Below are 16,421 nucleotides of genomic sequence, written 5' to 3' on the forward strand. Positions count from 1 at the left end.
CAGAGGCTCGATGATCCGCCATTCCGCCTCACTCAGATCGAACCGCGACATGCCAAGCTCCCGTCCAGCAGGGAACTTGAATCAGATCCCAGCCCGTCGCGTCCAGCAGTTTGGGTTCAGGACCTAGCGCGCGCCCGGGATGGCGGCGGCCGGCGCGCGCCCGGCCCCGATCTTTACCCGCACGTCGCCCGTGCGGTGGATCACCGGGGTCGGCACGCGGATCGCGGGCAGCACGTGGCGCACCTCGGTCAGCGCGCTCATGCGGGCCAGCGCGACGGCGGCGCGCGGGCTGGCGCCGAGCCGCTCGAAGCGCGCCCACCAGGCGCGGCAGGCGGGATCGTCCAGCCGTCCCGGCGAGAAATAGCGCAGCGAGGCGCCGCTGCCCCACTCGGCGTCGAGACGGGCACGAAGGCCTCCAGCCGGTCGGGCGGCAGCACCGCCGGGTGGAAATGCGCGTAGGACCCGTAGAGGACCAGCGCGCGCACGCGCTCCGGCCAGGCGGCGGCGAACGGCATGGACATCGGCCCGCCCTCCGAGCCGCCGAGCAGCACCGCGCGCTCCACCCCGGCGGCGTCCGCCACCGCGCGCACGTCGTCCATGCGCGTCTCGAGCGACGGGAGGTCCGCGACCGGATCGGAAAGCCCGGTGCCGCGCTTGGCGAACCGGACGACGCGGGCGAAGCCGCCGAGGCGCGCGAGGAAGCGGGCGAGGCCCGGCTCCTCCCAGTGCAGCTCCAGGTTCGAGACGAAGCCGTGCACGAAGACGAGGTCGAGAGGCCCGGCGCCGTGCGTCTGCCAGGCGATGTGGGCGCCGTCGGAACTGCGCGCGTAGCGGGTCTCCGGCCGGGGCATGCGCGCTCGCCCCTCCTTCCGTTCGGCGCAAGCTTCCGCGCGCGGGCCGGGCGGCGCAAGTGCCGAGCGGCGCCGCCGGGGCCGCGCCGGTTCCCGGAGGACCCGAACGCCGCGGCGCCGGCCGTTGCGGCCTCCGCGGCGGAAGCCGGGTCTTCTCGCCCTTCCCCTGCGCGGAGCCTCGCGCGCCCGCCGCCGGCGACGTCGCCCTCCTCGGCCGGCTCCCAGGCCGCGGTTGCCGAAGCGGCGGAGCGGGAGGGCGCCCGGACCGAGACCGGCGAGGTCCGCGGCACCCCCTTCCGTTCCGCAGCGGGCCGGATGCCCGGCCAGGCCAAGTGGGGCGCCGCGCCGCGGCGGCCCGGAGGCGCCGGATCGTGCGCCCGGGCGCGGCTCCGCCCGCCGCTTGCCGGCACGGGCCGGGCCGCCCCATCTTGCCGGAATGGCCGCCCCCCTTCCCGCCGCGAGCGGCGACGACCCCTGCTTCGCCGAACTGATCGCCCGGCGTCCGCACCTCTCGCGCCATGCCCTCGACGGGCTGGTGATGGAGGAGGTGCCGCTCGCCCGCATCGCCGAGGCGGCGGGCACCCCGACCTGGGTCTATTCCGCCGGCGCACTGCGCCGCCGCCTCGGCCTGCTGCGCCGCGCGCTGGCGGAGGCGAACCTCGCCGCGACCGTCCATTTCGCGGTCAAGGCCAACCCCAACCTCGCCGTGCTGCGCGTCCTCGCCGACGCGGGCGCCGGCGCCGACGTGGTGAGCGAGGGCGAGCTGCGCGCCGCGCGCGCCGCCGGCATCCCCCCCTCCGCCATCGTCTTCTCCGGCGTCGGCAAGACGGAGCGCGAGATCCGCCTCGCCCTGGCCGAGGACATCCTGCAGATCAACGCCGAGAGCGCGGAGGAGGTCGAGGAGATCTCCGCCCTCGCCGCCGCGCTCGGCCGCACCGCGCGGGTCGCGCTCCGCGTCAACCCGGACGTGGACGCGCGCACCCACGCCAAGATCACCACCGGCCGGAGCGAGAACAAGTTCGGCGTCGCGATCAGCGACGCCGCCGCGCTCTACGCCCGCATGGCGGCGCTGCCCGGGATCGAGCCGGTCGGCATCGCGGTGCACATCGGCAGCCAGATCACCGCCGGCATGGCCCCCTACCGCGCGGCCTACGCCAGGGTCGCCGCCCTGGTGCGCGAGCTGCGCGCCGCCGGCCTGCCGGTCGCGCGGGTGGACTGCGGCGGCGGCCTCGGCATCCCCTACCGCGACGAGCCGGCGCCGCTGCCGGAGGCGCTGGCCGGGGCGATCCGCGGCGCCCTCGGCGATCTCGGCCTGCCCGTGATGCTCGAGCCCGGGCGCTGGATCGCCGGACCGGCCGGGGTGCTGCTCGCCTCCGTCGTGCGCGAGAAGCGCGGCGCCACGCACCGCTTCGTGGTGGTGGACGCCGGCATGAACGATCTCGTGCGCCCGGCGATGTACGAGGCCTGGCATGGTATACTGCCGGTCGCGCCGGAGGCGCTGGTGGCGCCGCTCTCCCCGGCCGGGGTTGTCGGTCCGGTCTGCGAGAGCGGCGACACCTTCGCCCGGGCTCGCGCGTTGCCGGCGTTGCGCCCCGGGGCGCTGGTGGCGTTCCTCGATGCGGGAGCCTACGGAGCGGCGATGAGCAGCACCTACAACGCGCGGCCGCTCGCGGCCGAGGTTCTGGTGGACGGCGCCCGCTTCGCCGTGGTGCGCGACCGCCAGGGCTACGACGCCCTGCTCGCCGGCCAGCGCCTGCCGCCCTGGCTCGGCCGGGAGCCGGGGTCGTGACCGCCCCCGCCTCCGCCACGCCGCCGGGCGCGCCGGACCTGCGTCGTCGGCTCGCCCGCCGCCGCCGGCTCGCCCTCGCGGCGCTGTGGTGGGAGGCGCTGTGGCCGGCCCTGTGGCCGCCGCTCGGTGTGCTCGGCCTCGGGCTGGTGGTGGCGCTCACCGGCTGGCTGTCGCTGCTGCCGGGGCCGTGGCATCTCGGCGCGCTGCTCCTGTTCCTCGGCGCGCTCGGCGGGGCCGCCTGGCGCGGCTTCCGCGGCTTCCGCGCCCCCGATGCCGCGCAGGCGGAGCGGCGGCTGGAGCGCCAGTCCGGCCTCCGCCACCGTCCGCTCGCCGCCCTCGCCGACCGCCCGGCAGGCGGGGCGGGCGATCCCGCCGCGCTCGCCCTGTGGCGGGCGCACCAGGCGCGCGCGGCCGCGGCGCTGCGCGGGCTCAGGGTCGGCCCGCCGCGTCCCGGCCTCGCCGCGCGCGATCCCCGCGCCCTGCGCGCGGCGCTGCTGCTCGCCCTGCTCGCCGCCGTCGCCATCGCCGGCGAGGAGGCGCCGGAGCGGCTGCGCCGCGCCGTCGCGCCGAGCCTCGCCGCCAAGGCCCCCCCGCCGCCGGCCTTGCGGTTGGAGGCCTGGATCACCCCGCCCGGCTACACCGGCGCCCCGCCGGTCTTCCTCGATCCCGCCGGCGGCGCGGCCACGGTGCCCGCGGGCAGCCGGCTGCAGGTCGCGCTCTCCGGCGGCCCGGCGGGCGGCGGCGTGCCGGAGCTGGTGCGCGACGCGGGCGCCGCGGAGCCGTTCCACGCCCTCGACGCCGGCCGCAGCAGCTTCGCGGCCGAGACGACGCTCGATTCGGGCGGCCGGATCGGCGTGCGGCGCGACGGGCGCCTGGTCGCCGCCTGGTCGCTCGCGGTGCAGGCCGATGCGCCGCCCCGCGCCGCCTTCCCCGAGCCGCCCGGGCGCGCCCGCCGCGGCCTCGGCCTGCGCATCCCCTGGCAGGCCGAGGACGACTGGGGCGTGGTCGCGCTGCGCGCCGAGCTGCGCCTCCGGGCCCGCCCCGAGGCGCCGCCGCACGTGATCGGGCTCGCCCTGCCCGGGGCCAGCGTGAAGGAGGCGCGCGGCGCCGTCGCGCCCGACCTCTCCGCCCATCCCTGGGCCGGGCTGGAGGTCGAGCTCCGCCTCGTCGCCCGCGACGGCGCCGGCCAGGAGGGGGCAAGCGAGACCGCGCGCGCCACCGTGCCGGAGCGCAGCTTCAACCACCCCGTCGCGCGCGAACTGATCGCGCTGCGCAAGGGGCTCTCGCTCGACCCCACCGCGCGCGGCCCGGCGCGCGACGGGCTCGACCGCATCACCGCCGCGCCGGAGCGGTTCGAGGACGACGCCGCCACCTTCCTCACCCTGCGCGCCGCCCGCCACCGCCTGGCGCGCGACACGCGGCCGGAGGCGGTGGACGAGGTGCAGGCCATCCTCTGGGAGGTGGCGCTCGCCCTCGAGGAAGGCCGCGCCGACCGCACCGCGCGCGCCCTGGCCCAGGCGCGCGAGGCGCTGCGCCAGGCGCTCGAGCAGGCCGAGCGCGAGCGCCGCGAGGCCGAGGAGCGCGCCCGGCGCGGCGAGCCCGAGACCGAGGAGCAGCGCCGCGCCGACCAGGAGCGCCGCGCCGAGCTCGACCGCCGCATCCAGGCGCTGCGCGAGGCGATCCGCCGCCACCTCGAGGCGCTGGCCGAGCGGCTGCAGCGCGAGAACGACGAGGCGCTGCCCTTCGACCCGCAGCAGCGCCTGATGGACCAGCGCGACATGGACCGCCGCACCGAGCGCATGCGCGACGCCGCGCGCGAGGGCCGCACCGAGGAGGTCGAGCGCGAGCTGGCGGAGCTCGAGGAGATGCTGCGCGCGCTCGAGGAGGGCCGCGTCTCCGGCCAGCAGGACCCGAACCGGCAGCGCCAGCGCCAGCGCGGCCGGCAGCAGATGGGCGTGGTGCAGGACCTGGTGCGGCGCGAGGCCGAGATGCTCGACCGCAGCGAGCGGCGCACCGAGGCCGAGGAGGAGCGCCGCGCCCAGGAGCGCCGCGCCAACCCCTTCTCCCCCCGCCTCTCCCCGCAGCCCTACGGCCGCCAGCAGCCGCAGCGGCCGTCCTCGCCCCAGGCGGAGGCCGAGCGCCAGGCGGAGCAGGCCGAGGCGCAGCGCGACGCCCGCATCCAGCGCGCGCTGCGCCGCGCCCTCGGCGAGCTGATGCAGCAATTCGGCGACCTCACCGGCGAGGTGCCGGAAAGCCTCGGCCGCGCCGACCAGGCGATGCGCGAGGCCGACGAGGCGCTGCGCGCCGGCCGCGACGCGCGCCCGCACCAGCAGCGCGCGATCCGCGAGCTGCAGGAAGGCGGCCGGCAGATGGCGCAGCAGATGCAGCGCCAGTTCGGCATGTCCCTGGAGGGCGACGAGGACGGCGAGGCGCAGGACATGGCCGGCGACAACCTGCCCGGCGGCGAGGGCCGGGACCAGGCGCGGCAGCAGGGGCCGGGCCGCGACCCGCTCGGCCGCCGCACCCGCGAGGGGCCGGGCGGCCTCGACGAGGGCTCCGACATCCGCGTCCCGGACGAGGCCGAGCTGCTGCGCGCCCGGCGCATCCAGGAGGAGCTGCGCCGCCGCGGCGCGCAGAAGGAGCGTCCCCCGACGGAGCTGGAATACATAGACCGCCTGCTGAAGCAGTTCTGAGCCGGGCCCGCGCGCAACCGCCGGCGCCGTCCCCGCTCGCCCCGGTTCGCGGCAGCGGCCCCGCCCGGTGCCGGCGGACCATCAGTCACGCTTCCCCCGCCGCGACCGCTAAGGCGGATCGCGGACGACCGGAAACGACCGGGAGCGTGAATCCGCGCGGCAGACGACAGGCCGGAGCCGTGGCCGCGCGCACCGCCGGGCGGGAACGGCTCCAGGCGCGACGGGGCCGGACCGGCCCGGCGACGCCGCGCCCCGCGGGGGCCGCGCCCTCGCCGCCCGGCACGACGCCGGGCCGCCGCGCCGCTACCCGCCGAGCCAGGAGAACAGGCGCCGCGCCGGCGGCCAGAGCGCGCCCACCTCGTCGCGCCACGCCCAGAGCGCCGCCGCCCCGCCCGCGACCAGCGCCAGCGAGGCCAGCCAGGCGGCGGCGAGCGCGAGCCGGGCACCGCCGCCGGCCGTCTGCGCTTCCTCGGGCGCGGCCGGCGACAGCTCGAGGCGCCAGGGCGGCCGGCTTGACGGCATCTCGCCGGCGACGGCGGCGCCTCCGGCCGCCGCCGACGGGATGCCGGCCGATCCGCCGGGCGCGGCTTGCCTCGGCTCGGGCGCGGGCGCGGCGGGGGCCGGCGCCTCGGTCTCCGTCGCGGAAGGGGTCCAGACCGCGTCGCAACGCGTGCAGCGCACCGGACGCCGCACCGCACCGGCGAGCAGATGGTCCGGCACGTCGTAGGAGGCCGCACAGTTCGGGCAGGTAAGTCGCATGCGAGAGGGGATCCGGGCCGGCCTGACGCTCCGTTGCAAGGTCGGCGCAAGCCGCGCGCGGCGCAATAGGGCGCGCGGGCGGAATCGCGCCCCGCCGGCCGCGAGGCTTGGCGTCCGCCGCCCCGGCGTGGCAGACCTTCGCTCCGCCATGCTGCGCTTCACCGGAGTCGGGCTGCGCTACGGCGCGCCCGCCAGGGGGTCCGGTCCGGGCTTCGCAGGCGGAGCGGCGCCCGAGACGCTGCGCGATCTCACCTTCACCCTGTCGGAGGGCAGCTTCACTTGGCTGCTCGGGCCCTCCGGCGCGGGCAAGACCTCCGTGCTGCGGCTGATGCAGTGCGTGCTGCGGCCGACGCGCGGCGAGGTGGAGGTGCTCGGCGTCGCGGTCTCGCGCGCGCGCCGCCGCGACCTCGCCCTGCTGCGCCGGCGCATCGGCGCGGTGCACCAGGATTTCCGCCTGCTGCCGCATCTCTCCGCCTTCGACAACGTCGCCCTGCCGCTGCGCCTTGCCGGACGCAGCGAGAGCGTCCTGCGCGCCGAGGTCGCCGAGCTGCTCGCCTGGGTCGGGCTGGCCGGCAAGCAGCACGCCCTGCCCGCGGAGCTCTCCGGCGGGGAGCAGCAGCGCGTCGCCATCGCGCGCGCCGTGATCGCCCGCCCGGCCCTGCTGGTCGCGGACGAGCCGACCGGCAATCTCGACGCGGCGCAGGCGCGCCGGCTGCTCGCCCTGCTGATCGAGCTGAACCGCATCGGCACGACAGTCGTCGTCGCCACCCACAACGAGGAGCTCCTCCTGCGCCATCCTGCCCCGGTGCTGCGGCTCGAGGCAGGGCGGCTGGTCGGGGCAGCCGGCGCGGAGCCCCGACCGGCGGAGGCACCGGGCGGGGAGCCCGGCCGGGACGCGCCGGCGCCGGCACCGGCCGGGGCACCGCCGGACGACGCCCGCGCCCCGGCCGCCCGGGTAAGCGGGTTCCGCCATGCGGGCGCCTGAGCCGGCACCGGGGCGGATCGGCGGCGATCGCGCGCGCCCTCCGCCGCGCGAGCGGCACCCGTCCGCCCCGGCGCCGACCGGGAGGGGCCATGCGCGACCCTGATCCGGTCACGGCGCCGGCGGCGCCTGCCGCACGCCGCGCCACGCCCTGGCGACGGCGGCGCGGCCCGCGCCGCAGCCGCGATCCGCTCGGCCTGCGGCGCGCCCTGGCGGACCGGCTGCTGCCCGGCCTGGTCGCCGCCATGGCGCTGCTCGCCACGCTCGCCGCCGCCGGCGGCGACGCCGCGGCCGGTCTCGCCGCGCGGTGGCAAGCGGGGGCGGCCGCCGCGGTGACGGTGCAGCTGCCGCCGGCCCGCGCCGACGCCGCCGAAACCGTGCGCGCCGCCCTCGCCGCCCTGCCCGACGTCGCCGCGGCACGGGTGGTGGATCCGGCGCGGCTCCAGGCCCTGCTGCGCCCCTGGCTCGGCGAGGCCGCCGCCGGGATGCAGACGGTCCTGCCCCTGCCCGTGCTGATCGAGCTGCACCTCACCCCCGAGGCCGCCGCCCGCCTGGCGCGGGCGCCCGCGGCCGAGGCCGCCGCCCTGGCCGAGCGCCTCGGCACGGCGGCGCCGGGCATCGAGGTCGAGGCGCACGGCCTGTGGGTCGCGCGCCTCGCCCGGCTGGCCGCGGCGGTGCGCGGCGTGGCGCTCGCCGTCCTGGCGCTCGTCGCCGGCGTCGCCGCGGCGGCGGTCGGGGTCGCGGTGCGCGCCGGGCTCGCGGCACGGCGGGACTCGGTGCTGGTGGTGCACGGGCTCGGTGCCGGCGACGGCTGGATCGCCGCGCAGTTCGCCCGCCGCGCGGCCCGGCTTGCGGCGGCCGGCGGGCTGCTCGGGGCCGCCGCCGCGGTGCCGGTGCTGATGCTGCTGCGCGGGCTCGGGGCGTCGCTGCTCGCCGCCGACGGGGACGGGGACGCGGCGGTGCCCGGGCTGGCGGCGGCGCCGGGCATGCTCGCCGTCGCCGATCTGCCGTGGCTCCCGCTTCTCGCGGTTCCTGCGCTCGCCTGGGCTATCGGCTGGACGACGGCCCAGATCACGGTCCGGCGATGGCTGCGGACGCTGCCGTGACGGCCGCGCCCGGCGACCCGGTGCCGCGCGATCCCTCGCACGCACCCGCCTCGCCCACGGAGGCGGCATCGCCCGCGGCCGCGCACGCCGCGCCGCCGGCCGCCGGGCTCCCCCTTCGCCCCGCTGCCGCCCGTCCCTGGCTGCGCCGCCTCGCCCTGCTTTTGCTCATGAGTCTGGGGGCCTTCGGCGGCGGCTTCGCCTGGTTCGTCAACCAGACGCTGCGCGCGCCCGAGCCCCCGCCGTTCCGCCAGACCGACGCCATCGCCGTGCTCACCGGCGGGCGGGAGCGGGTGGAGACGGGGCTGCGCCTGCTCGCCGCCGGCCACGCGCGGCGGATGGTCATCAGCGGCGTGCACCGCGATGCCCGGCTCGCCGACCTGGCGCGCGCCGCCGGCCTCGATCCCGCCCCCCTCGCCGGGCGGATCACGGTCGGTCGCGCGGCCGCCACCACCCGCGGCAATGCCGCCGAGATCGCCGCCTGGGTGCGGGCGCAGCCGGAGGGCACGGTCCGCTCGCTCCGCGTGGTGACCGCGGGCTATCACATGCCGCGCGCGCTGCTCGAGCTGCGCCGCGCCCTCCCCGGGGTGGAGCTGGTGCCGCATCCGGTCACGCCGCCCGCGCTGCGCGGCGTGAGCGCGGCGGCGCGGCTGCGCACCTGGTCGCTGCTGCTCGGCGAGTACGCCAAATTCCTGCTCGCCGGCGCCGGCCTGTCGCGCTTCGCGGTGGCGCGCGACGGCGGCGACGGCGCCGCGGCCGGCGAGGCGCGGCCGGGGCCGCGCGCCGGGGCGCCGCGGGAGGCGGGCGGGCGATGAGCGAAACCCTCGTCCTGCTGCGCTCGGCGCTCTTCAACCTGGCCTTCTTCGCCCTCACGGCGACGATGGCCCTGCTCGCGCTGCCGCTGCTCGCCGCGCCGCCGCGCTTCGCCGCGGGCGCCGTGCGGTGCTGGGCGCGCGGCGTGCTGTGGCTGCTGCGCACCGTTGTCGGCCTCCGCCTGCGCGTCACCGGGAGGGAGCACCTGCCGCGCGGCGGTCCGGCGATCATCGCCGCCAAGCACCAGTCGGCCTTCGACACCATCGTCTGGCTCGTGCTGCTCGAGCGGCCCGTCTACGTGCTGAAGCGCGAGCTGCTGCGGATTCCGTTCTGGGGCTGGATCGCCGCGCATTGCGGGCACGTCGCGGTGGATCGCGCCGCGGGCGGGGCGGCGCTGCGCCGCATGGTGCGCGAGGCGGCGGCGGCGCTCGGGCGCGGCGCGCAGGTGGTGATCTTTCCCGAAGGCACGCGCACGGCGCCGGGCGAGCGCGTGCCCTACCAGCCGGGGGTCGCCGCCCTCGCCGCGGCAGCCGGACCCGCGGTGCCGGTGCTGCCGGCGGCGACCGACAGCGGCCGGTTCTGGGGCCGCCGCGCCTTCCGCAAGCGGCCGGGCACGCTGACCGTCGCGATCCTTCCGCCCCTGCCGGGCGGCCTGCCGCGGGCGGAGCTGATGGCGCGGCTGGAGGCGGCGATCGAGGGCGAGGCGGCGCGGCTCCTCGCGCCGGCGACGCCGTCGCGCGAGGGCTGTGGATGAAGCGGTGGATGGTACGGCGTGACCGCTTCGCGTGATCAGGAAGCATTAACCGCCAAGTCACTTGCCGGAATGCGAATTTGCCGTGCTGCGCCTCTCCCCGCCGCCGGCGCGTCCGGGCCGCGTGCGCAGCCAAGTCACGGACGGATCGCGGTTTTTCCCCATCCGCCGCGGCGTGCGGCGTGCCGCCGCACCCCCTGCGCCCGGCTGTGCGATGCTGCGCCTGCGAATGCGCCCGGAGCCGGTCGCCCCGCCCCCGCGCCCTGTGGATGAGTGACGCGGCGGACTCAGCGGAGCGGGGCCGGAGGCGGCATCGCCTCCGCCAGATCCGCCCTCTCCGGCGCGCCGCAGGGGAGGCGGCGCGCTGCTGCCGGCCCGGCGCCCTGCGGCGCCTCGTCCGGCCAGACCAGCGCCGCGATCCGGTCGAGCCCGGCGTCGCGCACGCCGAGCGCCCGCAGATGTGCCACCGTGTTCAGCAGATACTCGCGGTTCGGCCCCATCTGCCCGTGGCCGCGCGCGATCGCCGCCGCCGCCTCCTCGGGCGCGAGGCGGCCGCAGTAGAGCCGGCACTGCCGGTTCGCCACATAGGCCACCGCGCGCACGGACCGCCCCGAATCGAGCAGCCGCACGGGGACCAGCCGACGGTGATAGACCGTCTCCGCCCCGTCCGGCAGTTCCCGGTTGTCGAGATAGGCGAGCACCTCCGGCGCCTCCGCGCCCGGCACCCGGAAGGCGAGGCCGCGGCAGGCGCCGCCGCGGTCGAGGCCGAGCACCAGGCCCGGAGCCTCCGGCGTGCCGCGGTAGCGGTGGCTCCACAGGCAGAACCGGCGATGGAAGCCGCGCAACAGGGCCGGATGCGTGGAGGCCGGGGTGAAGCCCGGCCGCCACATCAGCGACCCGTAGGCGAAGACGTAGAGATCGCCGTCGGGATCGAGCGGCAGGGTCTGGCGCGACGGCATCGCGGCGGGGAACGGGACGTGCTCGGCGGTGGTGATGCGGCGGCGGGCGGGCTTCGGCGAGGCGGGGCGGTGTTGCGCAGGGCGCGGCAGGTGCGGCTATACAGGCGCCCACGATGCCGGTGAAGCCGACGCGGCGCAGCGCTGCCAGACCCGGCTCGCGCGCCTCCCCGATCCCGCTGCTCGGCGTGCTCCTCGCCGGCCTGGCCGCGCTGCTGGCGGGCCACGCGCTGCTCTGGCGCTGGGCCGGCAACCGGGTGGAGGAGGGGTTCGCGGCCTGGGCCCAGGCCCGGCGCGCCGCCGGCTGGCAGGTGCAGCACGGCCCCCCCGAGCGCGGGGGATGGCCGCTCGCCGCCACGCTGCGCCTCCCGGCGTTCCGGCTCGCCGGCGGCGGCGCGACCCTCCCCGGCGGCATGGAATGGCAGGCCGAGGCGGTCGTGCTGCGGGTCGCCCTGCCGCGTTTCGACCGGCTGCTGGTGGAGGCGGGCGGCGCGCAGCGGCTGCGCCTCGGCGTGGTCGAGATCCCCTTCGCCGCCGACCGGCTGGAGGCCGCGTTGCCGCTCGAATCCGGCGTGCTGCCGCGCGAGGCCGACCTGCACGCCGAGCGGCTGCGGCTGCGCGCCGGCACCGCCGCCGGCGCCGTCGAGGTCGAGCGGGCCGCGGCGCGGGTCGAGACCAGCACCACCGCGATCGAAGGCGAGCCGGCCGTGCGGCTCACCCTCGCGGCCGAAGGAATCGCCGTGCCGCCCCCGCCGCCCGGGAGCGCCGCCCCGCCCGCCGGCACCCCCCTGCCGCGCCGTGCCGAGAGCCTGGCGGCGGAACTGGTGCTGACCGGCCCCGTCCCCGCCGGGCGGGAGCCGGCCGCGCGCGCCGAGGCCTGGCGCGAGGCGGGCGGCACGCTCGAGCTCCGCGGCCTGACGCTGCGCTGGGGGCCGGTCGAGGCGGCGGCGCAGGCGACGCTGACCCTCGACGAGGCGCTGCAGCCGATGGGCGCCGGGACGATCCGGCTCTCCGGCATCGGCCCGGCGATCGAGGCGCTGGCAGCCGGCGGCATGGTCACGCCGCGCGGCGCCCTCACCGCGCGGACGGTGCTCGGCCTGCTGGCGCGCACCCCGCCGGAGGGCGGACCGGCCCGGGTCGAGCTGCCGCTGACGCTCGAGGAGCGCACCCTGACGCTCGGCGGACGGCTGCAACTGCTGCGCTTCCCGCCGCTCGCCTGGGCGGAGGGAGGCGGCGCCGGCGGGGCACCGGCCGGCCCGGCGCGCCCGCCCTAGAGAGCCGGTAGCCGGTCGCGGACGGCCGGAAGCGCGAAGCGGCGCGACAGACGACGCGCGAGGGCTGGCGCGGCGGGGCGAAAGCGGCCCCAGGGCCCGGCCCGGGACGCGGCGGCGCCGCCGGCGGCCGGCCTCAGGCGCCGCCCGGGGCGAGCAGCCCGCCCGTCACCCCGAGCCCCATCGCCCGGCGGGCGAAGAAGCGCTTGAGGGGACCGATGCGGTCCACGGCGGCGATGCCGAGATCGCGCACCAGCCGGAGCGGGCCGATGTCGTTGCCGAACAGCCGCTCCAGCGCGTGGGTGGCGCCGAGCATCAGGAGCGAGTCCGGCCGCCGCATCGCCTGGTAGCGCGCGAGCAGCGCCGGCGCGCCGGGGTCGTGCCCGGCGCGCACCGCCGCGATGACCAGCTCCGCCAGGGCGGCGACGTCGCGGAAGCCGAGGTTGAGCCCCTGCCCCGCGATCGGGTGGATGCCGTGCGCCGCGTCGCCGACCAGGGCGAGGCGGGTATCCACGTAGCGCGCGGCGTGCAGCGCCGAGAGCGGATAGGACCAGCGCCGGCCGATCGGCCGTACCGCGCCGAGATGGTCGCCGAGCCGGCGGGCGATCTCCCGCCCATAGGCCGCGTCGTCCATGGCGAGGAAGCGTTCGGCCAGCGCCCGGCGCTCCGACCAGACGATCGCCGAGGCGTGGGGGAAGGCGGCGGTGCCGAAGGAGCCGGGACCGCTCAGCGGGAGCTGGGCGAAGGGCCCGCTGGGGAGGAACTGCTCCAGCGCCACATTGCGGTGCGGCTTCTCGTGCGCGATGGCGCCGACCAGGCCGATCTGGCCGTAGTCGTAGCGCGCCGCGGGGATGCGGGCCTGCCGGCGCAGCGGGCTGTCGCGCCCCTCGGCGCCGACCACCAGGCGGGCGGTGAGGCGCTCGCCGCCGGCGAGGCGGATGGTCGCCCCTTGCGCGTTGCGCTCGACCGTCGCCTCGGCAGGGGCGAAGACGCGGAGATTGGGCAGCAGCGGCAGGCGGGCGTTGAGGGCAACGCGGAGCGCGCGGGCCTCGATCATCCAGCCGAAGGCGGGGACGCCGAGCTCGGCGGCGGTGAAGTGCAGCGTCAGGCGCGAGGCCGGCTCGCCCGGGCGGCCGTCGGCGACGCGGATCTCCGCGATCGGACAGGGCGGCGTGGGCAGGCGCTCCCACACCCCGGCGGCATCGAGGACATGACGGGACGCAAGGGCGATGGCGTAGGCCCGGCCGTCGAAGGCGGGCAGTTCCATCGGCGGCAGGGGCTGACGGTCGATCACCGCGGTCGGGACGCCGGCGGCGGCGAGGGTCGCGGCGAGCGTGGCGCCGACGGGCCCGGCGCCGAGGATGCAGACCGCGAGATCGTCGGGAGGGCTGGTCATGGCGCGCATGATGCGCCGCAACGGGCGGCTTGTCGCGATCGGGTCCGCGGTGCGGGCGGAGGGGGCGAGTGCGGTGCCGCACGCGTCATGGGTCCTGCCGGGGATGCCGGCACCAGATGATCATGAACCGCGCATATGACCTGAACATGTGCAAATCACGCACGATGTTCGCGTCATAGGCATTCGCCGCCCCATCGGGCATCCACTTGCGGGCGAATCGCGCGCCTTGCCTTGCCGGGCGGCGCTCGCGCGCGACAGCCCCATTGGAACGGCGATTGCTCCCGGTCCCTCGCCACGCCGTTGCCTTCGCGAGGAGACCCCTTCATGACCATCCGCCCCTGCCGCCGCGACCGCCGCAGCTCCCGTCCGGCCAGGGCCCTGGCCCTGCTCGGCGCGGCCGTCCTGGCGACGGCCGCCGCCCCGCCGGCGGCGGCGCAGATCGCGCTCGGCGAGACCGGACTGACCCTTACCGCCACGCCGGCCCTCGTCACCGACTACGTCTTCCGCGGCATCAGCCAGACCCGCAGCCGCCCCGCCATCCAGGGCACGGCCGAGATCGCCCACGAGAGCGGGCTCTATCTCGGCGCCTTCGCCAGCAATGTCGCCTTCCAGGGCACCAATGCCCGGCAGGAGGTGGACGCCTTCGCCGGCTATCGCTTCGAGGCGCTCGGGATCGCCTGGGACCTCGGCGGCATCCTCTACAACTACCCGGGCTACGACCCTGGCCCCGGCCAGTTCCGCCTGGAGTATTTCGAGGCCGCGCTGCGTGCCAGCCGCGAGTTCGGCCCGGTCAAGCTGCTGGGCGCCTTCCACTGGTCGCCGAACTTCCAGGCGCAGTCGGGCAACGGATTCTACCTCGAGGGCGGCGTGGACGTGAGCCTGCCCCTCGAATTCACCGCCTCGGGCCGCCTCGCCTACCAGTGGATCGACCGCAACCCGCGCTTCGGCACGCCGGACTACCTCTGGTACTCGGTCGGCGTGTCGCGGCCCGTCCCCGGCGGCTTCACCCTCGCGCTCGGCTGGTACGACACGACCCTCTCGCGCGCCGACTGCTTCGGCGGCCAGAAGGTCTGCGCCGGCCGCGTCGTGTTCAGCGTCAGTCGCGCCTTCTGACCCTCCGCCCGCCCCGCGCCCCCTCCTGGCACGGCTCTTGGATGTCCCCGGCCGGGAGTGCGCGCGTCAGGGCGGCGCGCGCCGCAGGAGATGCGATCCCATGAAGCTGGTGATGGCGATCATCAAGCCCTTCAAGCTCGAGGAGGTGCGCGAGGCGCTCACCCCGCTCGGCGTGCAGGGGCTGACCGTGACCGAGGTGAAGGGCTTCGGCCGGCAGAAGGGCCAGACCGAGATCTACCGCGGCGCCGAATACCAGGTGAGCTTCCTGCCGAAGGTGAAGATCGAGGTTGCCGTGCCCGCCGAACTCGTCGAGCGCGTGGTCGAGGCGATCGCCGGCGCCGCGCGCACCGGCAAGATCGGCGACGGCAAGATCTTCGTCCTCGACCTCGAGCGCGCGCTGCGCATCCGCACCGGCGAGACCGACGTGGCGGCGCTGTAGCCCGGCGCCGCGCCTCTCCCCCGCAACCCACCATCGCAGACGCGAGACAGCATGGACACCCACGACATGAGCACCCTGCCCGCCCGCGCCGCGCCGGGCCTGCCGGCGCGGCTCCGCGCGCCCCTACCGGCGCTGCTTGCCGCGCTGGTCCCGGTCGCGCTGCTGCTCGCCGCGGTCGGCGCGCTGCCGCAGAGCGCGGCGGCGCAGGCCGCGCCGGCGGCGGAGGCCAGGATCGAGGCCGGCGACACCGCCTGGATGCTGACCAGCACCGCGCTGGTGCTGATGATGACGGTGCCCGGCCTCGCCCTGTTCTACGCCGGCATGGTGCGCAAGAAGAACATCCTCGCCACCATGATGCAGAGCTTCTCGATCTGCGCCCTGGTCTCGGTGCTGTGGATGGTGGCGGGCTACAGCCTCGCCTTCGGCAACGGCAACGCCTGGATCGGCGACCTCTCGCGGCTGCTGCTCGGCGGGCTGGAGGCGGGCTGGGACAAGCCCTTCACCCTCGGCGCCGGCACCGAGGGCGCGACCGCGACGACGGTGCCCGAGAGCGTCTTCCTGATGTTCCAGATGACCTTCGCCATCATCACCCCGGCGCTGATCACCGGCGCCTTCGCCGACCGCATGCGGTTCTCGGCGCTGCTAGTGTTCATGACGCTGTGGTCGCTGCTGGTCTACGCGCCGGTCGCGCACTGGGTGTGGCACCCGAACGGCTGGATCTTCGCCCTCGGCGCGCTCGACTTCGCCGGCGGCACGGTGGTGCACATCAACGCCGGGGTGGCGGGGCTGGTCTGCGCGCTCGTGCTCGGCCGGCGCATGGGCTACGGACACGACAACATGGCGCCGCACAACCTCGCCCTCGCCGTGATCGGCGCCGGGCTGCTGTGGGTCGGCTGGTTCGGCTTCAACGCCGGCTCGGCGGTCGCCGCCGGCGGGCGCGCCGGCATGGCGATGCTGGTGACCCAGGTGGCGGCGGCGACGGCGACCCTCGCCTGGGTGTTCGCAGAGTGGCTGGTCAAGGGCAAGCCCTCGGTGCTCGGCGCGATTTCCGGCGCGGTGGCGGGACTGGTGGCGATCACGCCGGCTTCCGGCTTCGTGCTCCCCGGCGCGGCGCTCGTGATCGGCGCGGCGGCCGGGGTGGCGGGGTTCTGGGGCGCGACGGTGCTGAAGGGCCGGCTCGGCTACGACGACAGCCTCGACGTGTTCGGCGTGCATGGCATCTGCGGCATCGTCGGCGCGCTGCTGACCGGCCTGTTCGCCCATGGCCCGCTCTCCGCCACCGGCGCGGCGCCGGAGGGCACCGCGGGCGGGCTCGCCACCCTCCTGGTGCAGGCCGGGGCGGTGGCGGCGGTGTTCGCCTTCAGCGCCGCCGCGACCTTCGTGCTGCTCAAGCTGACCGACGCCGTGGTCGGCCTGCGCGTGAGCGAGGAGGAGGAACGCGAGGGCCTGGACGTGGCGCTGCACGGGGAGCGCATCGCGTAGAGCCGATCGCGGACGGCCGGAGG

Annotated in this window: 15 protein-coding genes; 10 read left to right on the top strand and 5 right to left on the bottom strand. The window is 77.6% G+C overall.

The annotated features are described in order from the left end of the window. Nucleotides 1–123: 123 nt before the first annotated feature. A complete protein-coding gene (locus tag K1J50_RS11540) occupies nt 124–261 on the bottom strand; it encodes a hypothetical protein (RefSeq protein ID WP_220117866.1) in 138 nt (45 codons plus the stop codon). Beyond that, the gene (locus tag K1J50_RS11545; protein ID WP_220117867.1) at nt 258–851 is read right to left on the bottom strand and encodes an alpha/beta fold hydrolase; all 594 of its coding nucleotides are present in this window, start codon (nt 849–851) and stop codon (nt 258–260) included. The genes K1J50_RS11540 and K1J50_RS11545 overlap by 4 nt, the downstream gene beginning before the upstream one ends. A 436-nt stretch (nt 852–1,287) precedes the next feature. On the opposite strand from K1J50_RS11545, the gene lysA reads away from it, so the two are divergent. Together lysA and K1J50_RS11555 are read left to right on the top strand one after the other, a co-directional pair. Then, nucleotides 1,288–2,640: a diaminopimelate decarboxylase gene (gene lysA / locus K1J50_RS11550; protein WP_220117868.1), complete on the top strand. Its 1,353-nt coding sequence runs from the start codon at nt 1,288–1,290 to the stop codon at nt 2,638–2,640. Continuing rightward, nucleotides 2,637–5,333, top strand: a complete 2,697-nt coding sequence (locus K1J50_RS11555) for a DUF4175 domain-containing protein (RefSeq protein WP_220117869.1) — start codon at nt 2,637–2,639, stop codon at nt 5,331–5,333. Before lysA ends, K1J50_RS11555 begins: the two co-directional genes overlap by 4 nt. Before the next feature lie 303 nt (nt 5,334–5,636). On the opposite strand, the gene K1J50_RS11560 is transcribed toward K1J50_RS11555, so the two are convergent. Next, nucleotides 5,637–6,092 (bottom strand): zinc-ribbon domain-containing protein, encoded by a 456-nt coding sequence (locus tag K1J50_RS11560; RefSeq protein ID WP_220117870.1) that lies wholly within the window; start codon nt 6,090–6,092, stop codon nt 5,637–5,639. A 148-nt stretch (nt 6,093–6,240) separates the two neighbouring features. Here K1J50_RS11560 and K1J50_RS11565 point away from each other — a divergent pair, with 148 nt between their 5' ends. The 4 genes from K1J50_RS11565 (at nt 6,241) to K1J50_RS11580 (ending at nt 9,744) form a co-directional block, all read left to right on the top strand. Beyond that, on the top strand, nt 6,241–7,077 hold the full coding sequence (locus K1J50_RS11565; protein WP_220117871.1) for a cell division ATP-binding protein FtsE: 837 nt from the start codon (nt 6,241–6,243) through the stop codon (nt 7,075–7,077). A gap of 89 nt (nt 7,078–7,166) precedes the next feature. After that, nucleotides 7,167–8,180: a cell division FtsX domain-containing protein gene (locus K1J50_RS11570; protein ID WP_255575217.1), complete on the top strand. Its 1,014-nt coding sequence runs from the start codon at nt 7,167–7,169 to the stop codon at nt 8,178–8,180. A gap of 167 nt (nt 8,181–8,347) precedes the next feature. Further along, on the top strand, nt 8,348–8,992 hold the full coding sequence (locus K1J50_RS11575; RefSeq protein ID WP_220117872.1) for a YdcF family protein: 645 nt from the start codon (nt 8,348–8,350) through the stop codon (nt 8,990–8,992). After that, a complete protein-coding gene (locus K1J50_RS11580) occupies nt 8,989–9,744 on the top strand; it encodes a lysophospholipid acyltransferase family protein (protein ID WP_220117873.1) in 756 nt (251 codons plus the stop codon). Before K1J50_RS11575 ends, K1J50_RS11580 begins: the two co-directional genes overlap by 4 nt. 284 nt (nt 9,745–10,028) lie before the next feature. Here K1J50_RS11580 and K1J50_RS11585 read toward each other — a convergent pair whose 3' ends face one another. Further along, entirely contained in the window at nt 10,029–10,700 is a 672-nt protein-coding gene (locus K1J50_RS11585; RefSeq protein WP_220117874.1) for a gamma-glutamylcyclotransferase, read from the bottom strand. 113 nt (nt 10,701–10,813) lie between these two features. On the opposite strand from K1J50_RS11585, the gene K1J50_RS11590 reads away from it, so the two are divergent. Then, nucleotides 10,814–11,971 (top strand): DUF2125 domain-containing protein, encoded by a 1,158-nt coding sequence (locus K1J50_RS11590; RefSeq protein WP_220117875.1) that lies wholly within the window; start codon nt 10,814–10,816, stop codon nt 11,969–11,971. 133 nt (nt 11,972–12,104) lie between these two features. Here the strand turns inward: K1J50_RS11590 and K1J50_RS11595 are convergent, their stop codons facing one another. Next, nucleotides 12,105–13,373, bottom strand: a complete 1,269-nt coding sequence (locus tag K1J50_RS11595; RefSeq protein WP_220117876.1) for a UbiH/UbiF/VisC/COQ6 family ubiquinone biosynthesis hydroxylase — start codon at nt 13,371–13,373, stop codon at nt 12,105–12,107. A gap of 315 nt (nt 13,374–13,688) precedes the next feature. Between K1J50_RS11595 and K1J50_RS11600 the strand changes: the two genes are divergently transcribed. The 3 genes from K1J50_RS11600 (at nt 13,689) to K1J50_RS11610 (ending at nt 16,398) form a co-directional block, all read left to right on the top strand. Beyond that, entirely contained in the window at nt 13,689–14,477 is a 789-nt protein-coding gene (locus K1J50_RS11600) for a TorF family putative porin (protein ID WP_220117877.1), read from the top strand. A gap of 100 nt (nt 14,478–14,577) precedes the next feature. Next, a complete protein-coding gene (locus K1J50_RS11605) occupies nt 14,578–14,916 on the top strand; it encodes a P-II family nitrogen regulator (RefSeq protein WP_220117878.1) in 339 nt (112 codons plus the stop codon). A 66-nt stretch (nt 14,917–14,982) separates the two neighbouring features. Next, complete coding sequence (locus tag K1J50_RS11610) at nt 14,983–16,398, top strand: ammonium transporter (protein WP_255575219.1); 1,416 nt, start codon at nt 14,983–14,985, stop codon at nt 16,396–16,398. Nucleotides 16,399–16,421 lie beyond the last annotated feature (23 nt).

It is taken from the genome of Caldovatus aquaticus, from assembly GCF_019458025.1.
GTDB classification, from domain to species: domain Bacteria; phylum Pseudomonadota; class Alphaproteobacteria; order Acetobacterales; family Acetobacteraceae; genus Caldovatus; species Caldovatus aquaticus.